The sequence below is a fragment of the Micromonospora sp. U21 genome (genome assembly GCF_018070045.1).
Taxonomy (GTDB): domain Bacteria; phylum Actinomycetota; class Actinomycetes; order Mycobacteriales; family Micromonosporaceae; genus Micromonospora.
Genome location: NZ_JAGPYK010000006.1, coordinates 179,829 through 204,120, shown reverse-complemented (window position 1 = coordinate 204,120; position 24,292 = coordinate 179,829). Strand labels below are relative to the sequence as shown.

Sequence of the window (24,292 nt, the reverse complement as noted above, 5' to 3'; positions counted from 1 at the left end):
GAGCCGGCAACCTCGTGATCGACGAAGCTGGTCGGAGGGGCCGGGACAGGTGGGTCAGGGGCGGGTGGCCTCGATGAGGAAGCGGTGGGCGTGGGCCAGAAAGGGGCCCTCGGTGGTGATGCGGTGGTGCAGGGCGAGCAGCTGCGAGCGGTGGCGGTCCACAGTGAAGCCGGGCACCGTCCAGATCACCTTGCGCAGGAACCAGACCACCGCGCCGATGTCGTGGAACGCCGCCCGCAGCGTGACCCGACGCAGGTCGACGACGTTCAGCCGGGCGGCCCGGGCGGCCGCCACCGCCTGCTCGGGGTGCCGCTGAGCCGGCGGCGGCAGCGGGCCGAGCATCGCCTCGCTCAGCTCCCGCATGGTGCCCGCCCCGATCTGCTGGGACAGGAACGTCCCGCCTGGACGCAGCACCCGGGCGGTCTCCGCCCAGTCGGTGTGGACCGGGTGCCGGCTGACGACCAGGTCGAAGGAGGCGTCGCGGAACGGCAGCGGCGCGGCCTGGGTCACCGCCACGACCGTCGCGCCGACCCGGCGCAGGGTACGCCGGGCGACCTCGATGTTGGGCGGCCACGCCTCGGTGGCCGTCAGCAGCCGTGGTGGCCGGGGGACCTCGGCGAGCACCTCGCCGCCGCCGGTGTCGACGTCCAGCGCCGCGTCGGCGTGCGCCATCCGGTAGGCGACCAACCCGGCGTACCCCCAGGGTGGGCGTTCCTCGGTGGCCCGGCCGGCCAGCCAGTCGAAGCCCCAGCCGTCGACCGGCGCGGCGGCCGCCTCCGCGATCAGATCCTCGACGTCGCGCTCAGTGTCCACGCCGGCCAGCCTCGCCGGACGCCCGTACCGCTGGCAACGCATTTGCCGCCGCACCGTCCGCCCTCCGGCCGGCCGCGTCACGCGCGGAGGCCGGCCCGTCCCATGGTGATCCACTGCGTGCCGCCGACATCGGGGCATCCGTCGGCCGGGACACCGCGACATCGCCGATACCGAGTTGATCACCCAGCGGGGCGGGCGACCCGGATCACACCAGCGGGGCGGGCGGCGTCACGGGCGAGGACGGACGACCTCGGCGGTGGAGCTGGTCACGCCACCGAGCGCGTCGAACGTGCCCGCCTCGGCGCGACGGCGCCGGTCGAACTGGCGCATCAGGCGGGCGCCCAGGTGCACGCCGACCCCGCCCGCGGCCAACGCGACCAGCTCGGTGACGAGTATCGCGGCCGACGCGCCGCGCTGCGGGGCCTGCGCCCGGATCAGGCAGGTGAGCAGGAACAAGCCGGCCATCGCCGCGTTCACCAGGTTGAAGGCGATCGCGGTCCGGCGGGTCCGGTCGCCGGGCACGTCCCACAGGTCGACCATGCCGGCGATCGCGGTCAGCGCGGCGGCGACCAGGGCGGCGACGCCGGTCCAGTAGCCGACCTCGCCCAGGAAGGCCGGACCACCGGCGACGTCGGCGAGGTCGAAGATGGTCGCGCTGGCGAAGAGCCCGAGCGGGAACGTCACCAGCATCGGTTGGATGGGATGCCCCTGCACCTGCAGCCGGCTCTGCATCGGTCCTCCCCCGGGTCGGCGCAGCTCACCAGTACCAGAGTGCTACCCGAGGCCGGTGGCGGCGAAACGACGCGGCCCGACTCGCCGCCGGCCGGGAGAACGGGCACCCGGCTGTGCCGTCGATGCCGTGCGGCGACCGGAAGCCGGCGTGATCGACTCGGGTTCCAGGAAACCGGGGCATCCCCGCGACCCCGACACCCCGACATCAAGGAAACCGAGTCGATCAGCGGCAACACGCAGGGCTGAGGGGCGCGCGAGCCGGCCGGGGTCAGGTGTCGCGTTGCCGGGAGACCGTCCGGACCAGCCGCTCAGCCACCTCGCGCAGCGGGATGGCCAACGAGGACGCGGCGGTACGCAACACCTCCAGCGCCTCGGCCGGCGGGCACCCACGCTGCGTCATGATCACGCCGACGGCCTGCCCCACCACGCCGTCGTGCAGCAGCGAGGCGTCCCGCTCACCGGCGAGCGCGAGCTGGCGGCCCCGGTCCCGGACAGCGGCCAGCAGCAGGCCGGCGTGCTCGGCGAGCAGCATCGCGGTCAACTGGTGCTGCGGGGTGAGCAGATCCGGCGCGGCGGCGTACAGGTTGATCGCCCCGATCACGTGGTCGTCGATGTCCACCGGCGCGGAGATGACACCGCGGACCCCGAGGTCGCGGGCCCGCGCCGTCCAGGCCGGCCAGCGCGACTCCCCGGCCAGGTCCACGGCGAGGACCATCTCCCGGCGCCGGATCGCGCTCATCGCCGGCGAGTCGGGCCCGTGCCGCAGGTCGTCCAGGCCGGCCAGCCGCTCATCGGAGGCGGCCACCCCGGCCGGCTCGCCAGCGCGCAGGGCGGTGAACCCGCACCAGCGCACGCCGGCCACCGCGTCCCGAGCGACCCCGACCAGCGCCAGTAGCGCCTCGTCGAAATCGGTCAGCGTGATCAGGCCGGCGGTCAGCTCGCGCAGCAGCGCGGCGGTCTCCAGCACACCGAGGCTCTGCAGCACCGGCTCCCGCGTGTCCAGGTTCACCGGTCCACAGCCCCCATACGTTCCCGCGCATACCCAGCGAGCATCGTCACCTGTGTCATCGTCTGCTCTCTCCCGACTGGACCGACCAGCCCTACTACCCTCGCAAGGCCGGGTCGAAACGGCGTAAATGGGGTCCCTGCGGCGCGTGGATGCGCGACAGGGACCCCGGAGCCGCTGAACCGACGTGTCAGCGCGCGCCGCTGAGCCGACGCCCGATCGACGCGATCAGCCGGTCGAGCTCGGAGCCGAACGGGTTGTCGTGCACCAGGTAGGTCCACGTCGCGGTCGGGCGGACCAGGGTGCCGTCCTCGGGCTCCCAGTCATCGTCAAATTCGGTCTCGGCGAAGGTGGCGAGGGTGCGGGCCTCGATCTCCGGAACCAGGTCGTTGAACGCCGGCACCGCGGCCCGGTGGAACTCGTCCAGTGGGTCGAGCCGGCCCAGCGCCCGCAGGTGCACGCCCTCGCGGACCTCCGACAGCTCGGCCAGGTGCTCGGCCCAGAGCCGGTCCAGGTGGTAGAGCGCGATCGACCGGCCCGCCCGGGCGAGCAGGTCCTCGTCCATCTCGCCGGCCTTCTCGGGCATCTTGTCGAGCAGCATCAGCGCGGCCACGTCGCTGGTCAGCAGCCGCTCCCGGCGCAGGGCGAGGGCCTCGCGCTGCTGCTCGATCACCACGCTGTAGCGCCACGTGTTGCGGTGGATCTCGTGGTTGACGCCCTCGGCGACCCGCTGGGCGTGCTCCACCGCGTAGTCCACCTGGTCGTCGGTGACCAGGCCGTCCGCGTTCATCCGCGGCGACGCCGGCACCGCGTCGGCGGCGTGCCGGACGACCAGGTCGTCCTCCAGGCTGACGAAGAAGACCGAGCCGCCCGCGTCGCCCTGCCGGCCGGCCCGGCCGCGCAGCTGGTCGTCCACCCGGCGGCTGTCGTGCCGGCCGCTGCCGATCACGTAGAGACCGCCCAGCTCGGCCACCCGCTCCTGGTCGGTCTGGTCGCTGCCGCCGAGGCGGATGTCCACGCCCCGACCGGCCATCTGGGTGGAGACCGTCACCGCGCCGTACGCGCCGGCCTCGGCGATGATCGCCGCTTCCTCGTCGTCGTTCTTGGCGTTCAGCACCACGCAGGGCACCCCGGCCGCGTTCAGCCCGGCGGCCAGCCCCTCGGACTCCTTGACGTCCAGCGTGCCGACCAGCACCGGCCGCCCCGCCTCGTGGCAGCGGCGGATCTCGTCGATCAGCGCCTCGTCCTTTTCCGCCCGGGTGGCGTAGATCCGGTCCGGCTCGTCCTCCCGGACGCACGGGGTGTTCGGCGGGATCACCGCCACCTCGAGGTCGAAGAACTCCCGCAGCTGGTCGCCGACCAGCACCGCGGTGGCGGTCATCCCGCAGACCTTCGGGTAGAGCCCGATGTACGCCTGCACCGCGATGGTGCCCAGCACCTCGCCCTCGGCGGTGGCGTCCAGGCCCTCCTTGGCCTCGACCGCCGCCTGGAGCCCGTCCGGCCAGCGGCGGCGCTGGGCCACCCGGCCGCGCATCTCGTCGATCAGCTCGACCGAGCCGTCCCGGACGATGTAGTCGACGTCACGGTGCAGCAGGGCCTGCGCGTGCAGCGCCACGTTGACCGCGGAGAGCTGCGCGACGTGCTCCTCGTCGTACAGGTCGATGCCGAGCTTGGCCTCGACGGCGGCCAGGCCGGCGGCGGTGAACGCCACGCTGCGACCGTCGTCGGCGACCGTGTAGTGCCGGCCCTTACGCAGCCCGCGCACCAGCGCGGCGGCGGCGTGCACCGGATCCTGTTCGCCCGGCACCGAGCCGGCGAGGACCATCGGCACCCGGGCCTCGTCGATCATGATCGAGTCGGCCTCGTCGACGATCGCGGTGGCAAGCGGCGGCTGCACCCGGTCGGCCACGTCGGTGACCAGTTGGTCGCGCAGGTAGTCGAAGCCCGCCTCGCTGACCGAGACGTACGTGACGTCGCACCCGTACGCGTCGCGCCGCTCCTGCGGGCTGGAGGCCTCGTTGACCCAGCCCACGGTCAGGCCGAGCAGGGTGTAGACCGGCTCCATCCACTGGGCGTCGCGGCGGGCCAGGTAGTCGTTGACGGTGAGCACGTGCACCGGCCCGTTGCCGAGCCGGACGTGCCCGTACGCGGCGATCGTGGCGGTCAGGGTCTTGCCCTCACCGGTGGCCATCTCGGCGACCTTGCCCGACAGCAGCGCCATCGCGCCGAGCAGCTGCACGTCGTACGGCCGCTGGTCGAGGCTGCGGCGGGCGGCCTCCCGGCCGACGGCGCAGATCTCCTCGTAGCCGGTCGCCGCGCCGGCGGCCTCGGTCAACTCGGCGTCGTCCAGCGCGGCGAGGTCATCCTCGCGCGCCTCGATCGCCGGCAGCAGCTTCTCCAGCGGACCGAGATCCACCGTCGAGCCCGGGCGCTGGAGGAACCGCCGGAACTTGCTCTTGAACCGTTGCGACACACCCATGAGCGGCAACGGTACGCGATTCGAGCCGGCTTCCGCGGCCCGGCACTCGCCGGCATGTCGACCGGGATGTCGGCGGTCAGCCGACCAGCAGCTGATGGGTGGCCAGCTCCCGGTAGAGCGGGTCGGTGGCGGTCAGCTCGGCGTGGGTGCCCACGGCCACGACCCGACCGCCGTCGAGGACGACGATCTGGTCGGCGTCGACCACGGTGGCGAGCCGGTGCGCCACGATCAACAGTGTCCGGCGGACGGCCACCGCGTCGATGGCGCGGCGCAGCGCCATCTCGTTGCGCGCGTCGAGGTTGCTGGTCGGTTCGTCCAGCAGCAGCACCGGCGGGCCGGCCAGCAGCGCCCGGGCGATGGCCAGCCGCTGCCGCTCACCCCCGGAGAGCAGCACGCCACCCTCCCCGACCTGGACCTCCAGGCCCTGCGGGGAGCGGTGCGCCAGATGAGCCAGGTTGACCTTGTCGAGGACCTCGTGCAGACGGTCGTCGGTGGCGTCCGGAGTGGTGATCAGGAGGTTCTCCCGCAGCGTGCCGGCCAGCACCGGGGCCTCCTGCTCGACGTAGCCGAGCTGGGCACGCAGCATGTCGCGGGGCAGCTCCCGCACGTCCCTGCCGTCCAGCCGGACGGCGCCGGAGCTCACCTCGTAGAAGCGCTCGACCAGGGCCAGCAGGGTGGACTTTCCGGCGCCGGAGGGGCCCACCAGGGCGGTGCGGGTGCCGGCCGGCACCGCGAAGCTCACCTCGTGCAGCACCGGTTCTCCGCCCGGGTAGCCGAACCCCACCCCGTCGAACTCGATCATCGGGGCGGCACGGCGCGGGGTCGCCGTCGCGCCGCTCTCCACCGGCCGGTCCGCCGCGCCCTCCCCCGGCACCGCCAGGATCTCCTCGATCCGTTGCAGCGCGCCCAGGCCGGTCTGCAACTGGGTGTACGCGCGCAACACCTGGGCCAGCGGCAGGGCCAGGAAGAACAGGTACATGACGAAGGCGACGAGGTCGCCGACGGTGATCGCGCCGGCGGCCACCCGGGCCCCGCCGATGCCGAGCACCAGCAGGAAGGCGCCCTGCACGGTGACCGAGCCGATCGGCCCGACCACCGCCTGAACGCGGGCCACCCGCAGTCCCGCCGCGTACGCCGCCCGGGCGCTGCCGGTGACGATCTCCGCCTCCCGGGTCTCGGCCCGGCTGGCCCGGATGGTCCGGGCCGCGGAGATGGCCCGCTCCACCGCCGAGGTCATCTCGCCGATCCGCTCCTGGGCGACGCGGGCCAGCGCCCGGACCCGCCGGGCGAAGGTGGCCGCGAAGCCCAGCCCGAGCCCCACCCCGAGCAGGGTGACGCCGAACAGCAGCGGGTCGAGCAGCACCATCGCCGTGCCGGCGCCGAGCACCATCACCGCCCCGGTGACCGTCTCGAAGAGCCCGGAGGTGACCACCGCGCGCAGGAGGGTGGTGTCCGAGCCCACCCGGGAGAGCAGGTCGCCGGTGCGCCGGCGGTCGTACTCGGCGATGGGCAGCCGCAGCAGGTGTGCGGCCAGCCGCCGCCGGGTGCCCAGCACCAGCCCCTCGGCGGTGCGCTGCAGGAGAAAGTCGCGCAGCCCGCCGATCGCCGCGCCGAGCACCACCAGCACCACCAGCACCGCCACCAGCTCGGTCACCGCGTGCCCGGCGCTCACCCGGTCGAGCACCGACCGGGTGAGCAGCGGCTGGGCGAGCGACGCCGCCGCGCCGGCCAGCGACAGGGCGCCCACCACGGCGAGGGTGCCGCGGTGCTCACGCAGGTACGGCAGCAGCGCGGCCAGACCCACCGGCCGGGCGTCAGGGGTGCTCATGGCGGGAACGGTAGCCCGCCCCGTCACCCGGAGAGCGCGCTCCGGCGTCGGGTCAGCCGGCCAGCACCACCTGAAGCTCCTGGCGGCGGCGCTCGGCCAGGTCGGTGAGCAGGGTGGGCGCCTCGTCGAACGGCACCACCGCCGAGACCACGTGTTTGCGGATGACGTCCCCGTACGCCCGGAGCAGGTCGACGGTCTCGGCGGAGAGCCGCTCCCGGTCCCAGGTGGGCGCGAGCCCGCGCGGCACCCGACCGATCTGCGCGCAGCGCAACGACAGCCCGTTGTGGTGAAACTCCTCGCCCAGCCGGACCGCGTCCGCGCCGCCCTGGTAGAAGGCGAGGTCGATCACCGCGCCCTGCGGCCGCAGCAGCCGCAGCGCGAGCTGCAACGCCCACGCCTGCCCCCGGCACTGGAACACCACGTCGGCACCGCGGTCGCCGGCGGTGTGCGCCCAGCGGGTCTTGAGCACCACCGCGGGGTCGTCCGGGCCCGGGTCGAGAGTTTCCAGGCCGAGCGCCTCGGCGACCTGCCGGCGCTGCGGGGTCGGGTCCAGCACCACGACCGAGGCGGCGCCGTGCCGCCGGGCGAACAGCGCGGTCAGCAGCGCCACCACGCCGGCGCCTACCACCGCGACCCGACGGCCGCGCACCCCGTCGCCGAGCGAGCGGACGCCGACGCCGTGCAGGTCGGCGGCGGCGTGCAGCAGACCGTTGGCGCAGATCGGGCCCATGTGCGCGACGTAGACGCCGAGGAGCGGGTCCAGGTCGTCGGGGAGCGGAACGAACCGCTCGGCGACCGGGTCGGCCAGCCAGCCGGAGCGGTGCCCGTAGGCCATCGCGCCCACGACGCCCACCGCCACGGCCGGGGTGTCGCTCTCCACCACCCGACCGACCTGCATGTAGCCCAGCCGGGTCACGGGGTACGGGGTGCTCGCCTCCCCCGGCTGGAACAGCCCCAGGTCGGCGTTCCACGTGACGTGCAGGTACGGGTTGGTGCCCTTGACGTAGCTCAGCTCGGTGCCGGCGGAGACGCCGCTGAACAGCGTCTCGACCCGGAAGGCGCCGGGGCGCAGCGGGGCGGCGTCCTGCTCGACCAGCTCCACCCGGCCGGGGGCGGAGACCACCACGACCTTGTCACGCATCGACGGTCACCCCGCTGCTGAGCACCGCCGGCCCGACGGGTGTGGCGAGCCGCACGGTCTCGCCGGTGCGGGCCGAGTCGGCCACCGCGAGGGCCAGTCGCTGGGTGCCCAGCGCCTCGGCGTACGGGACGCGTACGTCGTCGCCGATGCCGCGCACCGCGTCGATGAAGGCCCGGTCGACCGCCACCCGGGCGGCCTCCGGGTCGGCCGACACGTGTCGTTCACCGTCGGTGTCGCGGATCAGCAGGCCGTCCTCGGTGATCGACAGGGCCAGCCCGTCCGCAAGGATCTCCAGCCCGGCGCGGTGCTTCCAGCCCAGCACGCAGGCCGCGTTGAGCGTGCCGACCGCGCCGCCGGCGAAGCGCAGCGTAGCGGTGGTCACCGAGTCGATGTCGGCGCCGTCCACCGGCGGCGGTGTGCCGTTGCCGTACGCGGTGACCTCGGTGGCCTCGCCGACCAGCACCCGGATCAGGTCCAGCACGTGTGCGGCCTGCTCGACCACCGGGCCGCCGGAGCGGTCCCGACGCGACCACCAGGCCACCGGCGGCACCTTGTCCAGCCAGGAGCCGCTGACCATCCGCACCGGACGGTCGGCGAGCAGCTCACGGGCCTGGTCGAGCACGCTCAGGTAGCGCCAGTGGTGCCCGACGGCGGTACGCAGCCCGCGCCGGGCGATCAGGTCGGCGATCCGCTCGGCGGTGACCAGGTCGACCGCGACGGGCTTCTCCACGAACATCGGCACCCCGGCGTCGATCACCGCCTCCTCGGCCGGGCCGTGCGCGAACGGAGGCACGCAGACGTACACCGCGTCCGGGCCGGCGGCCAGCAGCTCGGCGACATCGGCGCAGGCTCGCCCGCCGTGCTGCGCGACCAGCGCCGACGCCGCCTCCGGCGCCACGTCGGCGACCCCGATCAGCTCGACGTCATCGAACCCGGCGAGCACGCGGGCATGCCGCTGTGCCACTCCGCCGGCGCCGACCAGACCCACCCGGCATCCACGCATTCCACCAGCCCCTTCGAGAAGGTTTCGTCTCCGATCGGAGCAGTCCCCTGCGGTGTGCGCAATCAAACGTTCATCCCCGGGAACGCGGCGGGGTCACCCCCGTGATCAAGCTGTTTCCCTGGAAGCGGTTAGCGCATGGTGGGGACTGGGAACAACCAATCTCGGTTTTTCCGCCCACGATTCGGAGGGGTGCCCGTGCGGGATACGACATCGAGCGTGTCACCGGTGGTGGAGGCGTGGGCCACGTACCGGACCACTTCGGCGGCGGACTGGCCGGCACGCCGGCTGGTGCGTGCCAAGGGAGAGAGCCTGGTCAGCGTGGTGCTGCCGGCCCGTAACGAGGAGGCCACGGTCGGTGCGATCGTGGCGACCATCCGTGAGCACCTGATGGATCGGGTCGCCCTGGTCGACGAGCTGATCGTGGTGGACTCGCGGTCGACCGACCGCACCGCGCAGGTGGCCCGGGCCGCGGGCGCGGAGGTGGTCAGCCAGGACGAGATGACCCGGGGGCTGCCTCGGCTGACCGGCAAGGGCGATGCGCTCTGGGCCGGCCTGGCCGCCGCGGAGGGGGACGTGGTGGCGTTCATCGACGCCGACCTGCGGGAGTTCCGGCCGCACTTCGTGAGCGGGCTGCTCGGCCCGCTGCTGACCGACCCGTCAGTCGAATTCGTGAAGGGCTTCTACCACCGGCCGCTGGTGGGCACCGCGAGCGTGGAGCAGGACGGCGGCGGCCGGGTGACCGAGTTGATGGCGCGACCGCTGCTCAACCTCTTCTGGCCCGAGCTGGCCGGCTTCGTGCAGCCGCTGGCCGGCGAGTACGCCGGCCGGCGCGAGGTGCTGGCCCAGGTGCCGTTCGTCTCCGGGTACGGAGTGGAGACGGCGATGCTGATCGATCTGCTCGACCTGGTCGGTCTGGACGCGTTGGCACAGGTCGACCTCGGTGAACGCAAGCACCGGCACCAGGACACGGCGGCGCTGGGCCGGATGTCGGCGCAGATCATGCTGACCGCCTGGTCCCGGTTGCAGCGGCGTGGCTGGGCGAGCCCCGGCACGTCACCGGAGGCGCTGCTGACCCAGTTCCGCCGCGGCGGCTCCGACACGCTGCCGAACCTCGACCGCGAGATCGTGGTCAGCGACGTGTCCATCGAAGAGCGCCCGCCGCTGGCCGAGCTGCGCCACCGGGTGGCCCGCCGACGGGTGGCCGCGGCGTGAGGGCCCGGGCGCTGACTCCGGGCGCCGTCCAAGGAAAGGGCCGGGTTCGATGAGCCTCACCGTGCTGATGAACGCCGGCCCGTGGCTGTCCGTGCCGCCGCCGGGCTACGGCGGCATCGAGAACGTGATCGCCACGCTGGTGCCGGAGCTGCGGCGACTCGGCGTACGGGTGGTGCTCGCCTCGGTGGAGAGCAGCACCCTGCCGGTGGACGAGAGGGTGTCGGTCTTTCCCGACGGGCAGTTCGCCGCGCTTCAGCGGCCGTACAACCAGGTGTGCGGAATCGCGCAGGCGCACCTGGCCGGGGTGGTGCGCGAGCTGCACGCCCGCGACGACATCGACCTGGTGCACGACCACGTGGAGGCGGTCGGGCTGGCCACCCTCGCCGCGATGGGACCGACCGGCCCGCCAACCCTGCACACCCTGCACTGGGACCTGGCCAAGCACCCCGCGCTCTACGGCAGCCTGGACGGCGGCGAGCGGGTCCGCGTCAACGGTGTGTCGGCGTCCCAGCTGGCCCGAGCCCCGCAGGCGCTGCGGGAGCACTCGGTGGGGCACGTGCACCTGTCCACCCCGCTCGCCGTGGACGCCGACCGGCGGTCCCGCCCGGAGAAGGGCGAGCACCTGCTCATCCTCGGCCGGATCAACCCGGGCAAGGGGCAGGACGTGGGCGCCCGGCTCGCTCATCGGGTCGGTTTCCCGCTGGTGCTGGCCGGACCCGTCGGCCCCTATCACCGCCCGGCCGAGCTGGCTGCGGCCGGCGAAGAGGCCCGGCAGAACCCGGACGTGCGGTTCTTCCTCGACGAGGTGGCGCCCCACGTCGACGGTGACCTGGTCCGCTGGGTCGGCACCGTGGCCGGCCAGGAGCGTGACGACCTGCTCGCCAGTGCCCGCGCGTCGCTGTTCCCGCTGCGCTGGGAGGAGCCGGGCGGCACGGCGGTGGTCGAGTCGCTCGCCCTGGGTACGCCGGTGGTGGCGACGGCCCGGGGGTGCCTGCCGGAGCTGATCGAGCACGGCCGCACCGGGCTGCTCACCGCCGACGAGGAGGAGCTGGGTGAGCTGGTGCTGGCGGCCGACCTGCTCGACGCCGACGAGTGCCGTCGGGTGGCCGCGCAGCGGTTCACCCCGGCGGTGATGGCTCAGCGCTACGTCGAGCTGTATCAGCGGGTCCGTCAGCTGGCCAGCGCGCCGCGGCTGCAACCGGTCTGACCGTCCGTCGCCGCCGAAGGGGTTTGCCGTCGGCGGCGACGGGTAGCCGGCAGCGCTCACGCCCGCCGCGCAGCGAGGAGTCGGTGATGGTCGGACCGATGGCGCACTCCCGTGCCCGGCCCAATCCGGCCGACGGCAGGCCGCCGGTACGCCGCGCCGCCGGGACGGTGGCGGTGCTCTTCCTGCTGATCGGCGTGCTCGGCTTCGTCCCGGGCATCACCAGCGGTACGTCCGATCTCCGGTTCGCCGGTCACGGCTCGGGCGCGTACCTGTTCGGCGTGTTCCAGGTGTCGGTGCTGCACAACCTGGTGCACCTGCTGTCCGGGGTGGCCGGCCTGGCGCTGGCCCGGACGGTCGGCGGCGCCCGGACGTTCCTCATCGGCGGCGGCGCCGTCTATCTGGTGCTGTGGCTCTACGGTCTCGCGGTTGACCACGACACCGGGGCGAACGTACTGCCGGTCAACGACGCCGACGACTGGCTGCACCTCGGCCTCGGTGTCGGCATGGTCGCGCTGGGCGTGCTGACCGGCCGTGCCCGTCCCTGACCGGCCGCGCCACCCGTGACCTGCCTCGCCCGGCCCGTAGGTCCGGTTTGACCGGGCTGCGCCCCGGGTAGTTCGCAGATCCCGAAACATCAGCGAAGTGAGGGCCCCATGTCCAGCCGGATCACCTGGGAGGTGTGCGACACCGCACCGGTGGCGGTCGTCCGGCTCTGCGGTCCCCTGGACCTGGGCACCATGCGGTCGGTACACCGCGTCCTCGACCAGGCTCTGGCCGCTCAACCAGACGCGCTGGTCGTCGACCTCGCCGCGGTCACCGTCCGGGACCGGCTGGCGTTGTCCGTCTTCGCCGCGACGGCCCGCCGGGCCGCGGAGTGGCCCGCCGTGCCGGTGGTGCTCTGCGCCCCACCGCCGGCCGCCGCCCGTTGGCTGGCCGAGTCGACCGCGTGCCGGGTGGTCCCGGTGTCGCCGGACTGCGCGGAGGCGACCCGGGTTGCCGGCGCCGCCGCCGCCCCCCGGCTACAGGCCCGGCTGGAGCCGGTGGCCGAGGCCTGCCGGCGCGCTCGGGAACTGGTCGTCGACGCGTGCACGCGGTGGAACCTTCCCGACGCCGCCGGCCCGGCCGCACTGGTGCTCAGTGAACTCGTCGGCAACGTGGTCCGGCACGCCGGCACGCCGATGCAGGTGACGGTGACCCTGCGTCGGCCGTACCTGCACCTGGCCGTGGTGGACGGCAGCCGGGCGGCTGCCCGGCCGGCGCGGGCGGACCTGCGCGCCGAGGGTGGGCGCGGGCTGCTGCTGGTCCGGGAGCTGGCTCAGCGGTGGGGCAGCGTGCCGGCCGGCCAGGGCAAGGCGGTCTGGGCGATCATGCCGGCAACCTAACGTCCAGGCGGTTCCGCCGCCCTCTGGCGATCTGACTGAAATTACCGCTCTGCCCTGGTTTTATGGTCAGAGGGTCGGGTAGGCACACCCGTCCTTTTCTGTCACAACGGCGGGGTGAGCAGCCATGCCCAAGCGGGTAACCACGGAACCCAGTCGCGATCGAGGCCCGGCGATCCTGGCGCCGGCCCGCTTCGGGGGCTTCCCCGGACCGCTGCGGACGCCGATCCCCGGCAACTCTCTGATCAAGTTCCTCGCCACCACCGACCACAAGCAGATCGGCCTGCTGTACCTGCTGACCTCCTTCGGGTTCTTCCTGCTGGCCGGGCTGCAGGCGATGGTGATGCGGGGCGAGCTGGCCAGGCCGGGGCTGCAGTTTCTCTCCTCGGAGCAGTACAACCAGTTGTTCACCTCGCACGGCGCGGTGATGCTGCTGCTGTTCGCCACGCCCGCGGGGTTCGGGTTCGCCAACTTCATCGTGCCGATCCAGATCGGCGCGCCGGACGTGTCGTTCCCCCGCCTCAACGCGCTGGCGTACTGGCTGTACCTGTTCGGCGGGCTGATGGTGGTCGGCGGGCTCCTGACGCCCGGCGGCTCGGCCGACTTCGGCTGGACCGCGTACAGCCCGTTGACCAGCGCCGAGCACTCCCCCGGCGTCGGCGCGAACATGTGGGTCGTCGGCCTGGTCATCTCCGGCCTGGGCACCATCCTTGGCGCGGTCAACCTCATCACCACGATCCTGACCCTGCGCGCGCCCGGGTTGACCATGTTCCGGATGCCGATCTTCACGTGGAACATGCTGTTCACCAGCCTGCTGGTGATCCTGGTCTTCCCGCTGCTGGCCGCCGCGCTGCTGGCGCTGTCGGCTGACCGGCTGCTGAACGCGCACGTGTTCGATCCGGCCACCGGCGGCCCGATGCTCTGGCAGCACCTGTTCTGGTTCTTCGGCCACCCCGAGGTCTACATCATCGCGCTGCCGTTCTTCGGCATCATCAGCGAGGTCATCCCGGTCTTCGCCCGCAAGCCGCTCTTCGGCTACACCGGCATCGTGCTGGCCACCGCCGGGATCACCTTCCTGTCGATGACGGTCTGGGCGCACCACATGTTCGCCACCGGCCAGGTGCTGTTGCCGTTCTTCAGCATCCTGAGCTACCTGATCGCGGTGCCCACGGGGGTGAAGTTCTTCAACTGGATCGGCACCATGTGGAAGGGGCAGCTCACCTTCGAGACGCCGATGCTGTTCTCGATTGGCTTCCTGGTGACCTTCCTGCTCGGCGGGCTCACCGGGGTGCTGCTGGCGAGCCCGCCGGCGGACTTCCACACCCACGACAGCTACTTCGTGGTGGCGCACTTCCACTACGTGGTCTTCGGCACGGTGGTCTTCGCCCTGTTCGCCGGCTACTACTTCTGGTGGCCGAAGATGACCGGACGGCTGCTCGACGACCGGCTCGGCAAGGCGCACTTCTGGACCATGTTCATCGGCTTCCACGGCACCTTCCTGGTGCACCACTGGCTGGGCAGCGAGGGGATGCCCCGCCGGTACGCCGACTACCTGCCGACCGACGGCTTCACCACGCTGAACACGATCTCCAGCATCTTCGCCTTCATCCTCGGCCTGTCCACGCTGTTCTTCATGTACAACGCCTGGAAGTCCTGGCGGTACGGGGCGATGGTGACGGTGGACGACCCGTGGGGCTTCGGCAACTCCCTCGAATGGGCCACCACCTGCCCGCCGCCGCTGCGTAACTTCGACCGGATGCCGCGGATCCGCTCCGAGCGCCCCGCGTTCGACCTGAAGTACGGCCCGCTCGTCGCGGACCTGGGCCGGGACCTGCCACAGCGCACGACCAAGCCGCCGCAACACTTCACCGAGGAGCTGCGTGTGGAGCGCCACGTGCCGGAATCGCCCGCCGCCGAGGGCGCGCACGGCGCCCGGGACGCGACCGAGTTCCAGCCGGCACCGCTGTCCGGTGCCCGGCCCGTGGAGGTGCCGGAGCCCGAGGGCGTCCGCCGGCCGAGCTTCGAGGAGAGTGACGCGCCCGAGGACAGCAAGGAGGCGCCGAAGCCGCACGAGCGCTGGCGGCACCCGCACAGCGACCGGGACCCCGAGGAACGCTGACCAGGAGTACGCGTCGACGAGGGCCGACACCCACGGGTGTCGGCCCTCGTGGCGTACGGAGCCCGGTTGCGCTCAGTCCCGCGCGGGTGCCAGTCCGGCGGCGGTGAGCGAGCGGCGTACCGCGGGTTGGACCCGGGTCAGCCGCAGCGGCACCCCGGTCCGGACGGCCGCGTCCCGCCCGGCCATCAGCGCGGCGATCCCGCCGGCGTCGAAGCCGCCCGCGCCGACCAGGTCGACGACCACCTCGCTCGGCTGGCCGGTGACCGCCTCCAGCATCGCCCGGCGCAGCTGGTCCGCGCCGTCCCGGTCGACCTCGCCGCCGACCTCGACGACCACCCGGTCGCCGTTCTGCTTCACCGAGATCCGGGTCTTGCCCGGGTCCGGCTCGGCGGCGCCGTTCTGCCACGGCGGCGGCGCGTCGGCGAGCATCGCCTGCCGCAGCCAGGTCAGCGCCCGCGACAGCAGCCGGGAGACGTGCATCTGCGAGATACCGAACCGTGCGGCGATCTCCGCCTGGGTCTGGTTGCCGTAGAAGCGCATGGCCAGGATCCGCCGCTCCCGCCAGGGCAGGCGATGCAGCAGTCCGCTCACGGTCACCCGGTCGTCGACCGATTCCAGCGCGTTGTCCGATTCGCCGACCAGGTCACCGAACTCCGCGGAGCTCTCCCCGCCCACCGGAGCGTTGAGCGAGGCGGGGCTGTAACCGGCCGCCGACTCCAGCGCGGCGAGAATCTCCTCCTCCGGGGTCTCCAGCCGCTTGGACAGCTCGGCGACGGTGGGCGCCCGGGACAGCTCACTGGTCAGCGCGGCGGTGGCCTGGCCGACCTCCAGGATCAGGTCGCGTAGCCGGCGGGGCACGTGCACGCCCCAGGTACGGTCCCGGAAGTGCCGCTTGATCTCGCCCACGATGGTGATGGCGGCGTACGCGGTGAACGAGCCCCGTTCCGGGTCATACCGGTCGACGGCGTTGACCAGCCCCAGGCGGGCCACCTGCTCCAGGTCCTCCAGCGGTTCCCCGCGCCCCCGGTAGCGGCGGGCCAGGCGGCCGGCGAACGGCAGCGCGAAGCGGACCAGGTCGTCCCGTGCCTCCTGCCGCCGCTCCGGCGGCAGGCCCTCGATTCGGGCCGCGTACGCCAGCGCTGCCGCATCGAGGTCCTCCAGACCCCGATCGGTGGGTGGTGGTGTGGTCGTGCTCGTCTGTCCGAACATCCGCGCCTCCCTCAGGAAGGTCCCCCGCCCGGATCGGGAAACCGGTCGTGCGCGTGGTCGAGCCACGCACCGGGCCGGAAAAGTGGGTCAGTGACTGGGATGCCAGCGGGCGACAACGCCTCTGCGCAGCGCAATCAGGTCGTCGCAGTCAGCGATGTTCCCGCTCCGTAGGTACTCAATCACGGGACCCCGGGTTCGCGAGGATGTTTCGGCGTGCTCGCCTCAGGAGACCAGCAACCCCTGGTGGCCGCCGCTGTCCCGGAGTACGGAGAGCGCCTCGGCGGCCCCCAGCGGGGGCGGCGTGGGCAGGTCGTACGGCTGGGCGCGGAGCACCTCGGTGGCCCGGCGGGTGGGCACCGAGGTGACCGGGTAGCCCCGGGCGGCGGTCCGGTCCAACGCCCGACGGCGCCGGCCGAACCCGGCCACGGCCAGCCACTGCGGCAGCCCGGCCAGGGCGGGCGAGCGCACCCCGGGCGGCTCGGGCAGCACGTCCACCGAGCTGAACGTCTCGCTGCCGGCCAGCCACCACTCGGCCTCGTCGACACAGCGCCGGGTGGCGTTCTCGCACCAGTATGGCACCAGCCCCGCGCGCACCACCTGCCACGGATCGAGCAGGCGGCCGCACTCCACCACCAACCGGTCACCCGTCTTGCCGGCACCGCGCAGCCAGTGCCGGTACAGGTCGGCCACCCCCGCGCTCAGCGCGGCCGGCCGAGGCACCAGCACCCGGTGCAGCGGATGCCCCCGACGGGCCGCCCAGTCCCGCGCAGCCAGCTCGAAGCCCGAGTCCACGCCGTGCTCGGCGCTGCCCGAGGGGACGGACATCTCCGGCGGCTCCCACCGGGCGGCGTCCCCGCCGACGGAGCGCAGCACCTGCCGCAGCGCGTGGCTGTCCGGATGGAAGTCCACCGGATCCAGTCCGCTGGCCGGGCAGCCGACCTGGAAGCTGTGCCCCGGGCCGCGCTCCAGCACCGGCCAGGTTCGCACGTCGGGGACCAGCAGCACCGGGGCCCCGGTGGTCAGCCGGTCCGCGAGGAACTGCGTGTAGGCCGCGGGCAGCGTCCGCCAGCGGGTGGCCAGCGACACTGTCACCCCGGTCAGCGGGCCACGGCTGGCAGGACAGTGCACCTGGCGAAGGTGCACGTCGGGGTTTCCAACGAGCAGTCGGGCGGCGAGCGCCTCGCCGTGCTCCAGCGCCGCCCCCGGGCGGTCCACCGCGCCGCCGGTCCAGTGCACCGACATGTCGAAGCCGGCCGGCAGCCACGGCACCCCGAGTGCCACCGCGAGGTGGGCCGCCGCGCCGTGCGGTGAGCCGATCAGCACTCCGGGGTAGCGCTGGCGGGGGTACTGGTCGACGAACCAGCGGGCGACCCGCGCCGCGTCCACCTCGTCGACCTGGGCCATGGTGATCGCGACCCGGCCGGCGGCCCGGCTGACCGCGGCGCGACGGACCGGCTCCGGGGCGCCGGGGAACCGCGACACCGGCCCGGCGTGCCCGAGGTCGGCGCAGTCCACGCCACGCAGTGCCCGGGCGGTGGCGGCGACCAGCACCCGGGCGGGACTGCCCACGGCCACGACCCGGTCACCGGACAGACCGGCACCGTCAGCCGTGAGCCCCTTGTGCACCTTGTGCACCGGCCCCACCTTGCCTCGTTCGCTCACCACGCGGCCCGGCTTCCCGTCCCGATGGGGTTCAAACGGGGCATCACCCACCCGGCGGCACCAATCCGCTGGTCGGCGTGGGTCCACGGTCATCACCGGCGTTCGACGACGATCCGCCGTGCCCGGCGGCAGCGGGTCGGGTGGGCCCGAACGGGCCGGCCACGCCCCGGCACGGCGGCTCGGGTTTCGCCGGGGCCGGGGCGGGCACTTCCGGGCTCATGCGCACCGAGGACACGAGCGAGCCCGCTGCCGCCACGATCACCCCGTACCGGGACGGACCGCTGCTGGTCCGCGGTGACTTCGCCCTGGTCACCCCGGACGGCGAGCGGATCGACACCCGCCGGGGCACGGTGGCGCTGTGCCGGTGCGGCAGGTCGGCGCTCAAGCCGTTCTGCGACGGCACGCACAAGATGGTCGACTTCCGCGCGGGCACCGCCCGGGAGGGGTGGCCGCCGCGGTCAGGCGACGCCGGCCAGCGGTCCCGCAGCAGCTGACACGGTTGCGGGCAGCGAGACGGTCAGCGCGGTGCGCGCCCGCAGCGAACTGCGGCCGGCGGCCCAGCTGCCCAGCAGATGGACGGCGAACAGCCGGTCCACCGCGAGTGCGGCCGCCGCACCGAAGAGCACGTCGCCGGCCAGCGCCGGCTCGACGCGGACCAGACCGCCGCACAGGTCGTGCACGGCGATCTGCTCGTGCACCGCGTCGGCCTCGACGTGCTCGTCGTAGAAGCGGGTGGCCACCTCGTCCAGGCCGAGCCGACGCAGCCCGTTGCCGTACCGGCGATTCGGCACCGAAGAGGTCATCTCGAAGGCGGCCAGGTGACCGAGCAGCGCGCCGCGCAGACGTCGGTGCAGCCCGAACAGCGACATCACGTTGTTGGTCGCCAGCGTCACCGCGGGTACCGCGTCGAGATAGGCGCCGTAGCCGGTGTCCAGGCCCAGCCGGTCGAGCGTGCGCCGGAACAGCTCGGCGTGCATCCGGTCCAGCCGGCCGTTGCCGTACTCGTCGGTCTGAATCTCCACCAGGGCGGCCTTGGCCGGGCCGCCGAGGCGGGGCAGCGCCCAGCTGTGCGGGTCCGCCTCCCGCAGGTGGTAGACCGAGCGGTGGGCGACGAACTCGCGGAACTGGGCGAGGTCGGCACGCCGCTGGAGGGTGGCCGCCAGCGGAGGCCCGTCGTCGGCCGCGACCAGCTCGGCCAGGCCTGACGCCACCCCGCCGGGCGGCAGCGGCGGCGGGGCGCCCAGCCGGCGCAGCGCCGCCTCGAAGGGCCGCTCGGCACGAGCCCGCAGGGCCAGCAGCGTCGGCTGCCACTCCCAGCCCTCATCCACCCCGCGCCAGCCCCGGTAGTGCAGCTCGTAGCAGAGGAACAGGGTCAGCTGGAGATCCTCGTCGGCCAGCGGGTCCGCCGGGTCGAGGTCGGCGCCCAGGCCCGCCGGCAGGTCGTGCGGCGGACGCCGCAGGGCCCCGGCCACCGCCGCGGAGAGTGGACCGCGCGGCTGCGGTAGGGGCGCGGGACCGTAACGACGGTCGGCGGGCTCCAGCATGTGACCTCCAGCGTCCTCGGGCCGACTACTGATGCCCCGGCGGGCTACGCCTAAACGAGGCCCTCCGCCTTCACGGTGAGCTCCACCTGCTCGCGCACCCGCCGTGCGGCCTCCCCGTTGGCGTACAGGCCTCGCAGGTCGGCGAAGGCCGGCTCCGGCGGCGCGAAAGGCACCGCGGCGTCGACCACCGCCTCCAGCACACACGGGCGGTCCGCGGCGAGCGCCTCGTCCCAGGCCGCACCGACCAGGTCGGGGCGGTCCACCCGGACGCCGTGCAGCCCGAGCAGCCGGGCCCAGCCGGCGTACGGCACGTCCGGGCGGCGCTGCGTCGGGTCGGGCGACGTCTGCCGCCCGCCGCCCATGCCGGACTGATCGCGGTTGTTGAGCACCAGCACCACCAGCCGCGGATCCCGCCACTCCTGCCAGAGGTGCGCGACGGTGATCAGCTCGGCGAGCCCGTTGAGCTGCATGGCCCCGGCGCCGACCAGCGCGACCACCGGCCGGTCGGGGGCGGCCAGCTTGGCGGCCACCGCGTACGGCAGGGCGCAGCCCATCGAACCGAGGGTGCCGCACAGCTGCGCGTTCACCCCGGGTGGCAGGACGAGGTGCCGGGCGTACCAGTAGAGGACCGAGCCGACGTCCACCGCGACCGCGCCGACGGGCGGCAACCGGGTGGACAGCTCCTGGAGCACGAGCTGCGGGTTGACCGGTTCGGCCGGCGCGGCGGCCCGGTCGGCCGCGGCCGAGCGCCACCGGTCCACCGAGCGCTCCACCGTGACGCGCCACTGCCCGTTGGGCCGGTGGGGCACCCGGGCCAGCAGCGCCCGCAGCGTCTCGGCGGCGTCACCGACGAGCGGCACGTCGGCCGGGTACCGGGTGCCGATCCGCCGCCCGTCGATGTCGATCTGCACGGTGCGGGCCTGACCGGGCATCGGGAAGTAGTCGGTCCACGGATCGTTGGTGCCCACCATCAGCAGCGTGTCGCAGCCGCCCATCAGCTCGGCCGCGGCCGAGGTGCCGACCTCGCCGAGCACGCCGGCGTGGAAGGGCAGCCGCTCGTCGAGCACCGGCTTGCCCAGCAGCGAGGTGGCCACGCCGGCGCCGAGCCGGTCGGCCAGATCAATGATCTCCTCGGCCGCGCCCCGGCCACCCTGGCCCACCAGGATCGCCGTGCGCTGACCGCTGCCGAGCAGCTGCGCGGCGGCGTCGAGGTCCATCTCGTGCGGCAACACCCGGGCCAGCGGCACGCCCGGGGTCGCCGAGATCACGCCGACGGACTGCGGCTGCAGGTCGGGCACCACGGCCTCCTGCAACTGCCGGGGCAGCACCACGCAGGTCGGGCTGCGGGTCGCCACCGCCGTACGGAACGCCTGGTCCAGCAGCGCGGGTACGTCCTCGGGTCTGCGGCCGTACTGCACGAACTGGTTGCACACGTCGCCGAAGAGCCGGCTGAGCCCGATCTGCTGGTGCGCGCCGCCGAGCGGCCCGGAGATGTCCTCGCCGATGATCGCCACCACCGGCGTGCTGTCCAACTTCGCGTCGTAGAGGCCGTTGAGCAGCTGCACCGCGCTGGGCCCCTGGGTGGCCAGGCAGATCCCGATGCCGCCGGTGAACTTGGCGTGCCCGGTGGCCATGAACGAGGCGGTCTCCTCGTGCCGGGCCGGGACGAACGCCGGGTCGCCGCCCGTGCGGTCCAGCGCCTCGACCAGCGGGGCGATCGCCGCGCCCGGGTAGCCGAAGGCGCGCGGCACCCGCCAGGCCAGGAGCCGCTCCACCAACAGGTCGGCCACGCTGCGCTCAGCCATTGCCGCGCCCGGGCGTGCTGGCATCGACGTACCGCAGCACCGCGCCGACGCCGTCGGTGAGCTCGGGCGCCTCGTCCGCACCCAGTACGGTCAGCGCCGCGTCGGTGCCGACCAGCGCCCGGACCAGCGCCGCGTCGGCGCGGACCCGTTGCGGGTCGCGCACCGACATCGCCGCCAGCTGACCAGCGTCGACGGCGATCTCGGTCGGCTCGGGGCCGACCCACAGCTCGCCGTTGGCCGACGGATCGTCGACGATCAGCATGGTGTCCACCTGGTTGCGTTGCAGGGCCCTCACGACCGCGTCGAGCCCGGCGCCGACGTCCTCCTGCACGCCGAACCGGTCCAGCGCGGCGGTGATCCGCTGGTCCGCGACCTCCGCGATGGTCTGCACGGTGAGGTCGTCCAGCAACGTCTGGTCGGCGCCGCCGGCCCGTGACCCGGCGTCGGTGCGCACCACCGCGTCCTGCCACCGCTCCGGCATCTGTGCGGCGATCATCCCGGTGGCCCGAACGTCGCCGGCGACCACCACCACGTCGGCGCCGACCTTCTCGGCCAGCTCCACGGTCGCGGCGGTGACGTCGCCGGCATTGTGGTGCCACGCCTCCATGGCGGCCCGCTGGTAGCGCGACTGCGACCAGCCGCCGGGCTGTACCCGGCGCAGCTGGAATTCCTCCCGCCCGACGATGTGGGCACGCCGGGGCACGCCGCCCGCGCTGACGGCCACCGCGTCGGCGCCGGTCCGGTCGGCCAGCACCCGCACCCACGCCACCTGCTCGCCGCGCTGGGCGAGCAGCGGCATCACGTGCGGCAGTGGCGCGTAACTGGCCAGGTCGCGCAGTGGTGGCGCGGAGAGGTACTCGGAGAGCACCACCTGGCCTCGGGTGGCGAACACCGCGAGGCCGTAGTCCCCGACCATCGGGTCGTGGCCACGGATCACCCGGTCCAGCGCGGCGACGGTCGCCTCGTCCGCGCCCTGGTCGTTCAGTTGACGCGCCAGGGCACGCCAGCGCAGGGCCAGCGCCGGGTGGGCGTCCTCCGTGTCGGCGGAGGCGTCCAGGTACACCGAGCACCACGGCCCGGGTCGGTCGTAGAGCGGGCGCAGGAAGGACAGCTGCATGCTCGACCCCTTTCCAGCTCGGCCCCCCGCTTACCCGGGTCGCCCGGGATGTCACCTCGCGGCCGTGAGCCCGTGACCAGGTTTCATTCACGTCGTTCAACCGGGGACGTCGATACGATGCGTGAAAGGAAGCGGACTCTCGGTGGTGGAGATGGACAGCGGACTCGATACCCGACGGATCGTTCACCCGACGGAGCGGATCGTCACCGGGCGGTTGGTCCGCCTGCTCGACGGCTACACGCGCGAGGTGCGCATCGGCCAGCCGGTACTGGTCGCGGTGCTCGCCGCAGCCGCGTTCGCCCGGCTTCCCGCCCTGCTGCTGCGCTCGCTCTTCCCGGCCGGGAGCGGCGGCACCCGGCGGCGCTGGAAGGAGCTGAAGCAGGGCCCGGAGTACCTGGTCACCCCGGTGCGGCTGCGCAACACCGCCGGCCAGCTCTGCGAGGTTGAGCTGCACGGCCACCTGCCGCAGAGCGCCCTGCACCCGGCCGACCACGTGCAGCTCACCCTGCGCCCGCAACGCGACCCGGAGCTGCCGCCGCGGATCGAGCGGATCGTCAATCTCACCACCGGGCAGCTGCTCACCCCGCGTACCGCGACGCTCTGGTCGCATCTCGGCCCGCCGCTGCTGTTGCAGGCGGTCCTGGGCGCGCTGCTGCTCGCCGGCGTCGCGGTCTGGTCCGCGCTGACCTGACCGGCCGGGTCCGGGTTTCCGGGCCTGGCAGGGTGGGCACCGGCACCGGCATGTTTCCCGGATTCACCCTTGATGAGATCGACGTCGGCCCGGTACGCCTGCGGGTGCGCCACGGCGGGTCCGGCTCGCCGGTGGTGCTGCTGCACGGCCACCCCCGCACCCACGCGACCTGGCACCGGGTGGCACCGCTGCTCGCCGAGCGGCACACGGTGATCTGCCCCGACCTGCGCGGGTACGGCGGGTCGACGAAGCCGGCGGAGACCGCCGACCACTCCGCGTACGCCAAGCGGGCGATGGCCCGCGACGTGGTCGCGCTGCTCGACGCGCTCGGCCACGAGCGGGCCGCGGTGGTCGGCCACGACCGGGGCGCGTACGCGGCGATGCGCACCGCGCTGGACCACCCGGATCGGGTCAGCCGCCTCGGTGTGCTCGACGGGGTGCCGATCGGTGCCGCGCTGGCCGCCTGCGACGCCCGGTTCGCCGCCCGCTGGTGGCACTGGTTCTTCCTCGGCCAGACCGACAAGCCGGCGGAACGGGTGATCAACGCGGATCCGGACGCCTGGTACGGCGGCTCCCCCGCCGACATGGGCGAGGAGGCGTACGCGGACTACTCCCGGGCGATCCACGACCCGGCAACGGTGCACGCGATGTGCGAGGACTACCGGGCGGGCCTCGGCCCGGACCAGACGGCCGACGAAGCGGACCGGGCCGCCGGGCGGAAGATCGGCTGCCCGGTGCTGTTCGTCTCGGCCGAACGCGACGACATGGTGGAGCTGCACGGTGATCCGACGGCGATCTGGCGGGAGTGGGCCGACGACGTGCGGGCGACGTCGATCGACTCGGGCCATCACATGGCCGAGGAGGCGCCGGAGGCGCTGGCCGCCGTACTCGCCGACTTCCTGGCCGACTGACCGGTCAGCGCGGCCCGGGCCGGATCAGTGCGACGTGCCGCTCAGCCGACCGGGGCGGGCTCGCGGGCCGGTCGGCGGGCGGTGTCGAGCATGCCCCGACGGCGGGCCCACCGCTCGTAGGCCAGGGTGGCGAACGGCGGCACCGCGCAGGCCAGCGCCACGACCGTGGCCAGCAGGCTCCACCGGTGCAGCCGGGCCACCGCCAGCACCAGGAGGACGTAGGCGATGAACAGGCCGCCGTGGATCGGGCCGAAGATCTTGACGCCCAGCTCGTTCTCCGGCGGTCCGTACTTGACCACCATGCCGACGAGCAGGGCCAACCACGAGCACGCCTCGGCGATCGCCGCCGCGACGAAGAGCCGGGTCACCTTCTCACGCATTCCCACGCCACCACCTCTCGGACGGCAATGCTAGCGGTGCGGGCCGGCCGCACC

General features: G+C 73.6%; 21 protein-coding genes. 8 read left to right on the top strand and 13 right to left on the bottom strand.

Annotated features, from left to right (window positions below; genetic code table 11):
* Positions 1 to 54: 54 nt before the first annotated feature.
* The 7 genes from KBX63_RS10580 to KBX63_RS10550 all read right to left on the bottom strand — a co-directional run bounded on the left by KBX63_RS10580 (position 55) and on the right by KBX63_RS10550 (position 9,002).
* Complete coding sequence (locus tag KBX63_RS10580; RefSeq protein ID WP_307871685.1) at positions 55 to 813, bottom strand: class I SAM-dependent methyltransferase; 759 nt, start codon at positions 811 to 813, stop codon at positions 55 to 57.
* Positions 814 to 1,041: 228 nt separating this feature from the next.
* Positions 1,042 to 1,545, bottom strand: coding sequence for a DUF2231 domain-containing protein (locus tag KBX63_RS10575; RefSeq protein WP_210910817.1), 504 nt, complete (start codon positions 1,543 to 1,545; stop codon positions 1,042 to 1,044).
* Between the two features lie 268 nt (positions 1,546 to 1,813).
* Positions 1,814 to 2,554 (bottom strand): GAF and ANTAR domain-containing protein, encoded by a 741-nt coding sequence (locus KBX63_RS10570; protein WP_210910816.1) that lies wholly within the window; start codon positions 2,552 to 2,554, stop codon positions 1,814 to 1,816.
* A gap of 187 nt (positions 2,555 to 2,741) precedes the next feature.
* Positions 2,742 to 5,030, bottom strand: a complete 2,289-nt coding sequence (secA2, locus tag KBX63_RS10565; protein WP_210910815.1) for an accessory Sec system translocase SecA2 — start codon at positions 5,028 to 5,030, stop codon at positions 2,742 to 2,744.
* A gap of 76 nt (positions 5,031 to 5,106) precedes the next feature.
* Positions 5,107 to 6,858: an ABC transporter ATP-binding protein gene (locus tag KBX63_RS10560; RefSeq protein WP_210910814.1), complete on the bottom strand. Its 1,752-nt coding sequence runs from the start codon at positions 6,856 to 6,858 to the stop codon at positions 5,107 to 5,109.
* 52 nt (positions 6,859 to 6,910) lie between these two features.
* Positions 6,911 to 7,999: a zinc-binding dehydrogenase gene (locus tag KBX63_RS10555; RefSeq protein WP_210910813.1), complete on the bottom strand. Its 1,089-nt coding sequence runs from the start codon at positions 7,997 to 7,999 to the stop codon at positions 6,911 to 6,913.
* Positions 7,992 to 9,002 carry a Gfo/Idh/MocA family protein gene (locus KBX63_RS10550; RefSeq protein ID WP_210910812.1) on the bottom strand — a complete coding sequence of 337 codons (1,011 nt, stop codon included), beginning with the start codon at positions 9,000 to 9,002 and terminating at the stop codon, positions 7,992 to 7,994. The genes KBX63_RS10555 and KBX63_RS10550 overlap by 8 nt, the downstream gene beginning before the upstream one ends.
* Positions 9,003 to 9,197: 195 nt before the next feature.
* Here KBX63_RS10550 and KBX63_RS10545 point away from each other — a divergent pair, with 195 nt between their 5' ends.
* The 5 genes from KBX63_RS10545 to ctaD all read left to right on the top strand — a co-directional run bounded on the left by KBX63_RS10545 (position 9,198) and on the right by ctaD (position 14,919).
* Complete coding sequence (locus KBX63_RS10545) at positions 9,198 to 10,214, top strand: glucosyl-3-phosphoglycerate synthase (protein ID WP_210910952.1); 1,017 nt, start codon at positions 9,198 to 9,200, stop codon at positions 10,212 to 10,214.
* A 49-nt stretch (positions 10,215 to 10,263) separates the two neighbouring features.
* A complete protein-coding gene (locus KBX63_RS10540) occupies positions 10,264 to 11,421 on the top strand; it encodes a glycosyltransferase (RefSeq protein WP_210910811.1) in 1,158 nt (385 codons plus the stop codon).
* Between the two features lie 86 nt (positions 11,422 to 11,507).
* Positions 11,508 to 11,966: a DUF4383 domain-containing protein gene (locus KBX63_RS10535; protein WP_374102205.1), complete on the top strand. Its 459-nt coding sequence runs from the start codon at positions 11,508 to 11,510 to the stop codon at positions 11,964 to 11,966.
* A gap of 108 nt (positions 11,967 to 12,074) precedes the next feature.
* Positions 12,075 to 12,803, top strand: coding sequence for an ATP-binding protein (locus tag KBX63_RS10530; protein WP_210910810.1), 729 nt, complete (start codon positions 12,075 to 12,077; stop codon positions 12,801 to 12,803).
* A 124-nt stretch (positions 12,804 to 12,927) separates the two neighbouring features.
* Positions 12,928 to 14,919, top strand: a complete 1,992-nt coding sequence (gene ctaD, locus KBX63_RS10525; protein WP_210910809.1) for a cytochrome c oxidase subunit I — start codon at positions 12,928 to 12,930, stop codon at positions 14,917 to 14,919.
* Positions 14,920 to 14,991: 72 nt separating this feature from the next.
* Here the strand turns inward: ctaD and KBX63_RS10520 are convergent, their stop codons facing one another.
* Both KBX63_RS10520 and KBX63_RS10515 read right to left on the bottom strand, forming a co-directional pair.
* Positions 14,992 to 16,128, bottom strand: coding sequence for a SigB/SigF/SigG family RNA polymerase sigma factor (locus tag KBX63_RS10520; protein WP_210910808.1), 1,137 nt, complete (start codon positions 16,126 to 16,128; stop codon positions 14,992 to 14,994).
* 222 nt (positions 16,129 to 16,350) lie between these two features.
* The gene (locus tag KBX63_RS10515) at positions 16,351 to 17,763 is read right to left on the bottom strand and encodes a hypothetical protein (protein ID WP_210910807.1); all 1,413 of its coding nucleotides are present in this window, start codon (positions 17,761 to 17,763) and stop codon (positions 16,351 to 16,353) included.
* 104 nt (positions 17,764 to 17,867) lie between these two features.
* On the opposite strand from KBX63_RS10515, the gene KBX63_RS10510 reads away from it, so the two are divergent.
* Entirely contained in the window at positions 17,868 to 18,284 is a 417-nt protein-coding gene (locus tag KBX63_RS10510) for a CDGSH iron-sulfur domain-containing protein (protein ID WP_307871684.1), read from the top strand.
* Here the strand turns inward: KBX63_RS10510 and KBX63_RS10505 are convergent.
* Genes KBX63_RS10505 through KBX63_RS10495 form a run of 3 tightly spaced genes read right to left on the bottom strand, consistent with a single transcriptional unit; the run spans position 18,249 to position 22,256 of the window.
* Positions 18,249 to 19,334 carry an iron-containing redox enzyme family protein gene (locus KBX63_RS10505; RefSeq protein WP_247662055.1) on the bottom strand — a complete coding sequence of 362 codons (1,086 nt, stop codon included), beginning with the start codon at positions 19,332 to 19,334 and terminating at the stop codon, positions 18,249 to 18,251. The two genes, KBX63_RS10510 and KBX63_RS10505, sit on opposite strands and share 36 nt — an antisense overlap.
* Before the next feature lie 50 nt (positions 19,335 to 19,384).
* The gene (locus KBX63_RS10500) at positions 19,385 to 21,139 is read right to left on the bottom strand and encodes a thiamine pyrophosphate-binding protein (RefSeq protein WP_210910949.1); all 1,755 of its coding nucleotides are present in this window, start codon (positions 21,137 to 21,139) and stop codon (positions 19,385 to 19,387) included.
* A complete protein-coding gene (locus tag KBX63_RS10495; protein WP_210910806.1) occupies positions 21,132 to 22,256 on the bottom strand; it encodes a Vms1/Ankzf1 family peptidyl-tRNA hydrolase in 1,125 nt (374 codons plus the stop codon). The genes KBX63_RS10500 and KBX63_RS10495 overlap by 8 nt, the downstream gene beginning before the upstream one ends.
* 142 nt (positions 22,257 to 22,398) lie before the next feature.
* On the opposite strand from KBX63_RS10495, the gene KBX63_RS10490 reads away from it, so the two are divergent.
* Entirely contained in the window at positions 22,399 to 22,947 is a 549-nt protein-coding gene (locus KBX63_RS10490; RefSeq protein WP_210910948.1) for a hypothetical protein, read from the top strand.
* Positions 22,948 to 22,997: 50 nt separating this feature from the next.
* Positions 22,998 to 23,858 carry an alpha/beta fold hydrolase gene (locus KBX63_RS10485; protein ID WP_210910947.1) on the top strand — a complete coding sequence of 287 codons (861 nt, stop codon included), beginning with the start codon at positions 22,998 to 23,000 and terminating at the stop codon, positions 23,856 to 23,858.
* Between the two features lie 41 nt (positions 23,859 to 23,899).
* On the opposite strand, the gene KBX63_RS10480 is transcribed toward KBX63_RS10485, so the two are convergent.
* Positions 23,900 to 24,238 carry a DUF3817 domain-containing protein gene (locus KBX63_RS10480; RefSeq protein WP_210910946.1) on the bottom strand — a complete coding sequence of 113 codons (339 nt, stop codon included), beginning with the start codon at positions 24,236 to 24,238 and terminating at the stop codon, positions 23,900 to 23,902.
* Positions 24,239 to 24,292 lie beyond the last annotated feature (54 nt).

Bases quoted from the DNA above. Each gene is read 5' to 3' on its own strand.
- KBX63_RS10575 (WP_210910817.1), bottom strand. From the start codon at position 1,545: ATGCAGAGCCGGCTGCAGGTGCAGGGGCATCCCATCCAACCGATGCTG.
- secA2 (WP_210910815.1), bottom strand. From the start codon at position 5,030: ATGGGTGTGTCGCAACGGTTCAAGAGCAAGTTCCGGCGGTTCCTCCAG.
- KBX63_RS10560 (WP_210910814.1), bottom strand. From the start codon at position 6,858: ATGAGCACCCCTGACGCCCGGCCGGTGGGTCTGGCCGCGCTGCTGCCG.
- KBX63_RS10555 (WP_210910813.1), bottom strand. From the start codon at position 7,999: ATGCGTGACAAGGTCGTGGTGGTCTCCGCCCCCGGCCGGGTGGAGCTG.
- KBX63_RS10550 (WP_210910812.1), bottom strand. From the start codon at position 9,002: ATGCGTGGATGCCGGGTGGGTCTGGTCGGCGCCGGCGGAGTGGCACAG.
- KBX63_RS10540 (WP_210910811.1), top strand. From the start codon at position 10,264: ATGAGCCTCACCGTGCTGATGAACGCCGGCCCGTGGCTGTCCGTGCCG.
- KBX63_RS10535 (WP_374102205.1), top strand. From the start codon at position 11,508: ATGGTCGGACCGATGGCGCACTCCCGTGCCCGGCCCAATCCGGCCGAC.
- KBX63_RS10530 (WP_210910810.1), top strand. From the start codon at position 12,075: ATGTCCAGCCGGATCACCTGGGAGGTGTGCGACACCGCACCGGTGGCG.
- ctaD (WP_210910809.1), top strand. From the start codon at position 12,928: ATGCCCAAGCGGGTAACCACGGAACCCAGTCGCGATCGAGGCCCGGCG.
- KBX63_RS10520 (WP_210910808.1), bottom strand. From the start codon at position 16,128: ATGTTCGGACAGACGAGCACGACCACACCACCACCCACCGATCGGGGT.
- KBX63_RS10505 (WP_247662055.1), bottom strand. From the start codon at position 19,334: ATGCTGGAGCCCGCCGACCGTCGTTACGGTCCCGCGCCCCTACCGCAG.
- KBX63_RS10500 (WP_210910949.1), bottom strand. From the start codon at position 21,139: ATGGCTGAGCGCAGCGTGGCCGACCTGTTGGTGGAGCGGCTCCTGGCC.
- KBX63_RS10495 (WP_210910806.1), bottom strand. From the start codon at position 22,256: ATGCAGCTGTCCTTCCTGCGCCCGCTCTACGACCGACCCGGGCCGTGG.
- KBX63_RS10485 (WP_210910947.1), top strand. From the start codon at position 22,998: ATGTTTCCCGGATTCACCCTTGATGAGATCGACGTCGGCCCGGTACGC.
- KBX63_RS10480 (WP_210910946.1), bottom strand. From the start codon at position 24,238: ATGCGTGAGAAGGTGACCCGGCTCTTCGTCGCGGCGGCGATCGCCGAG.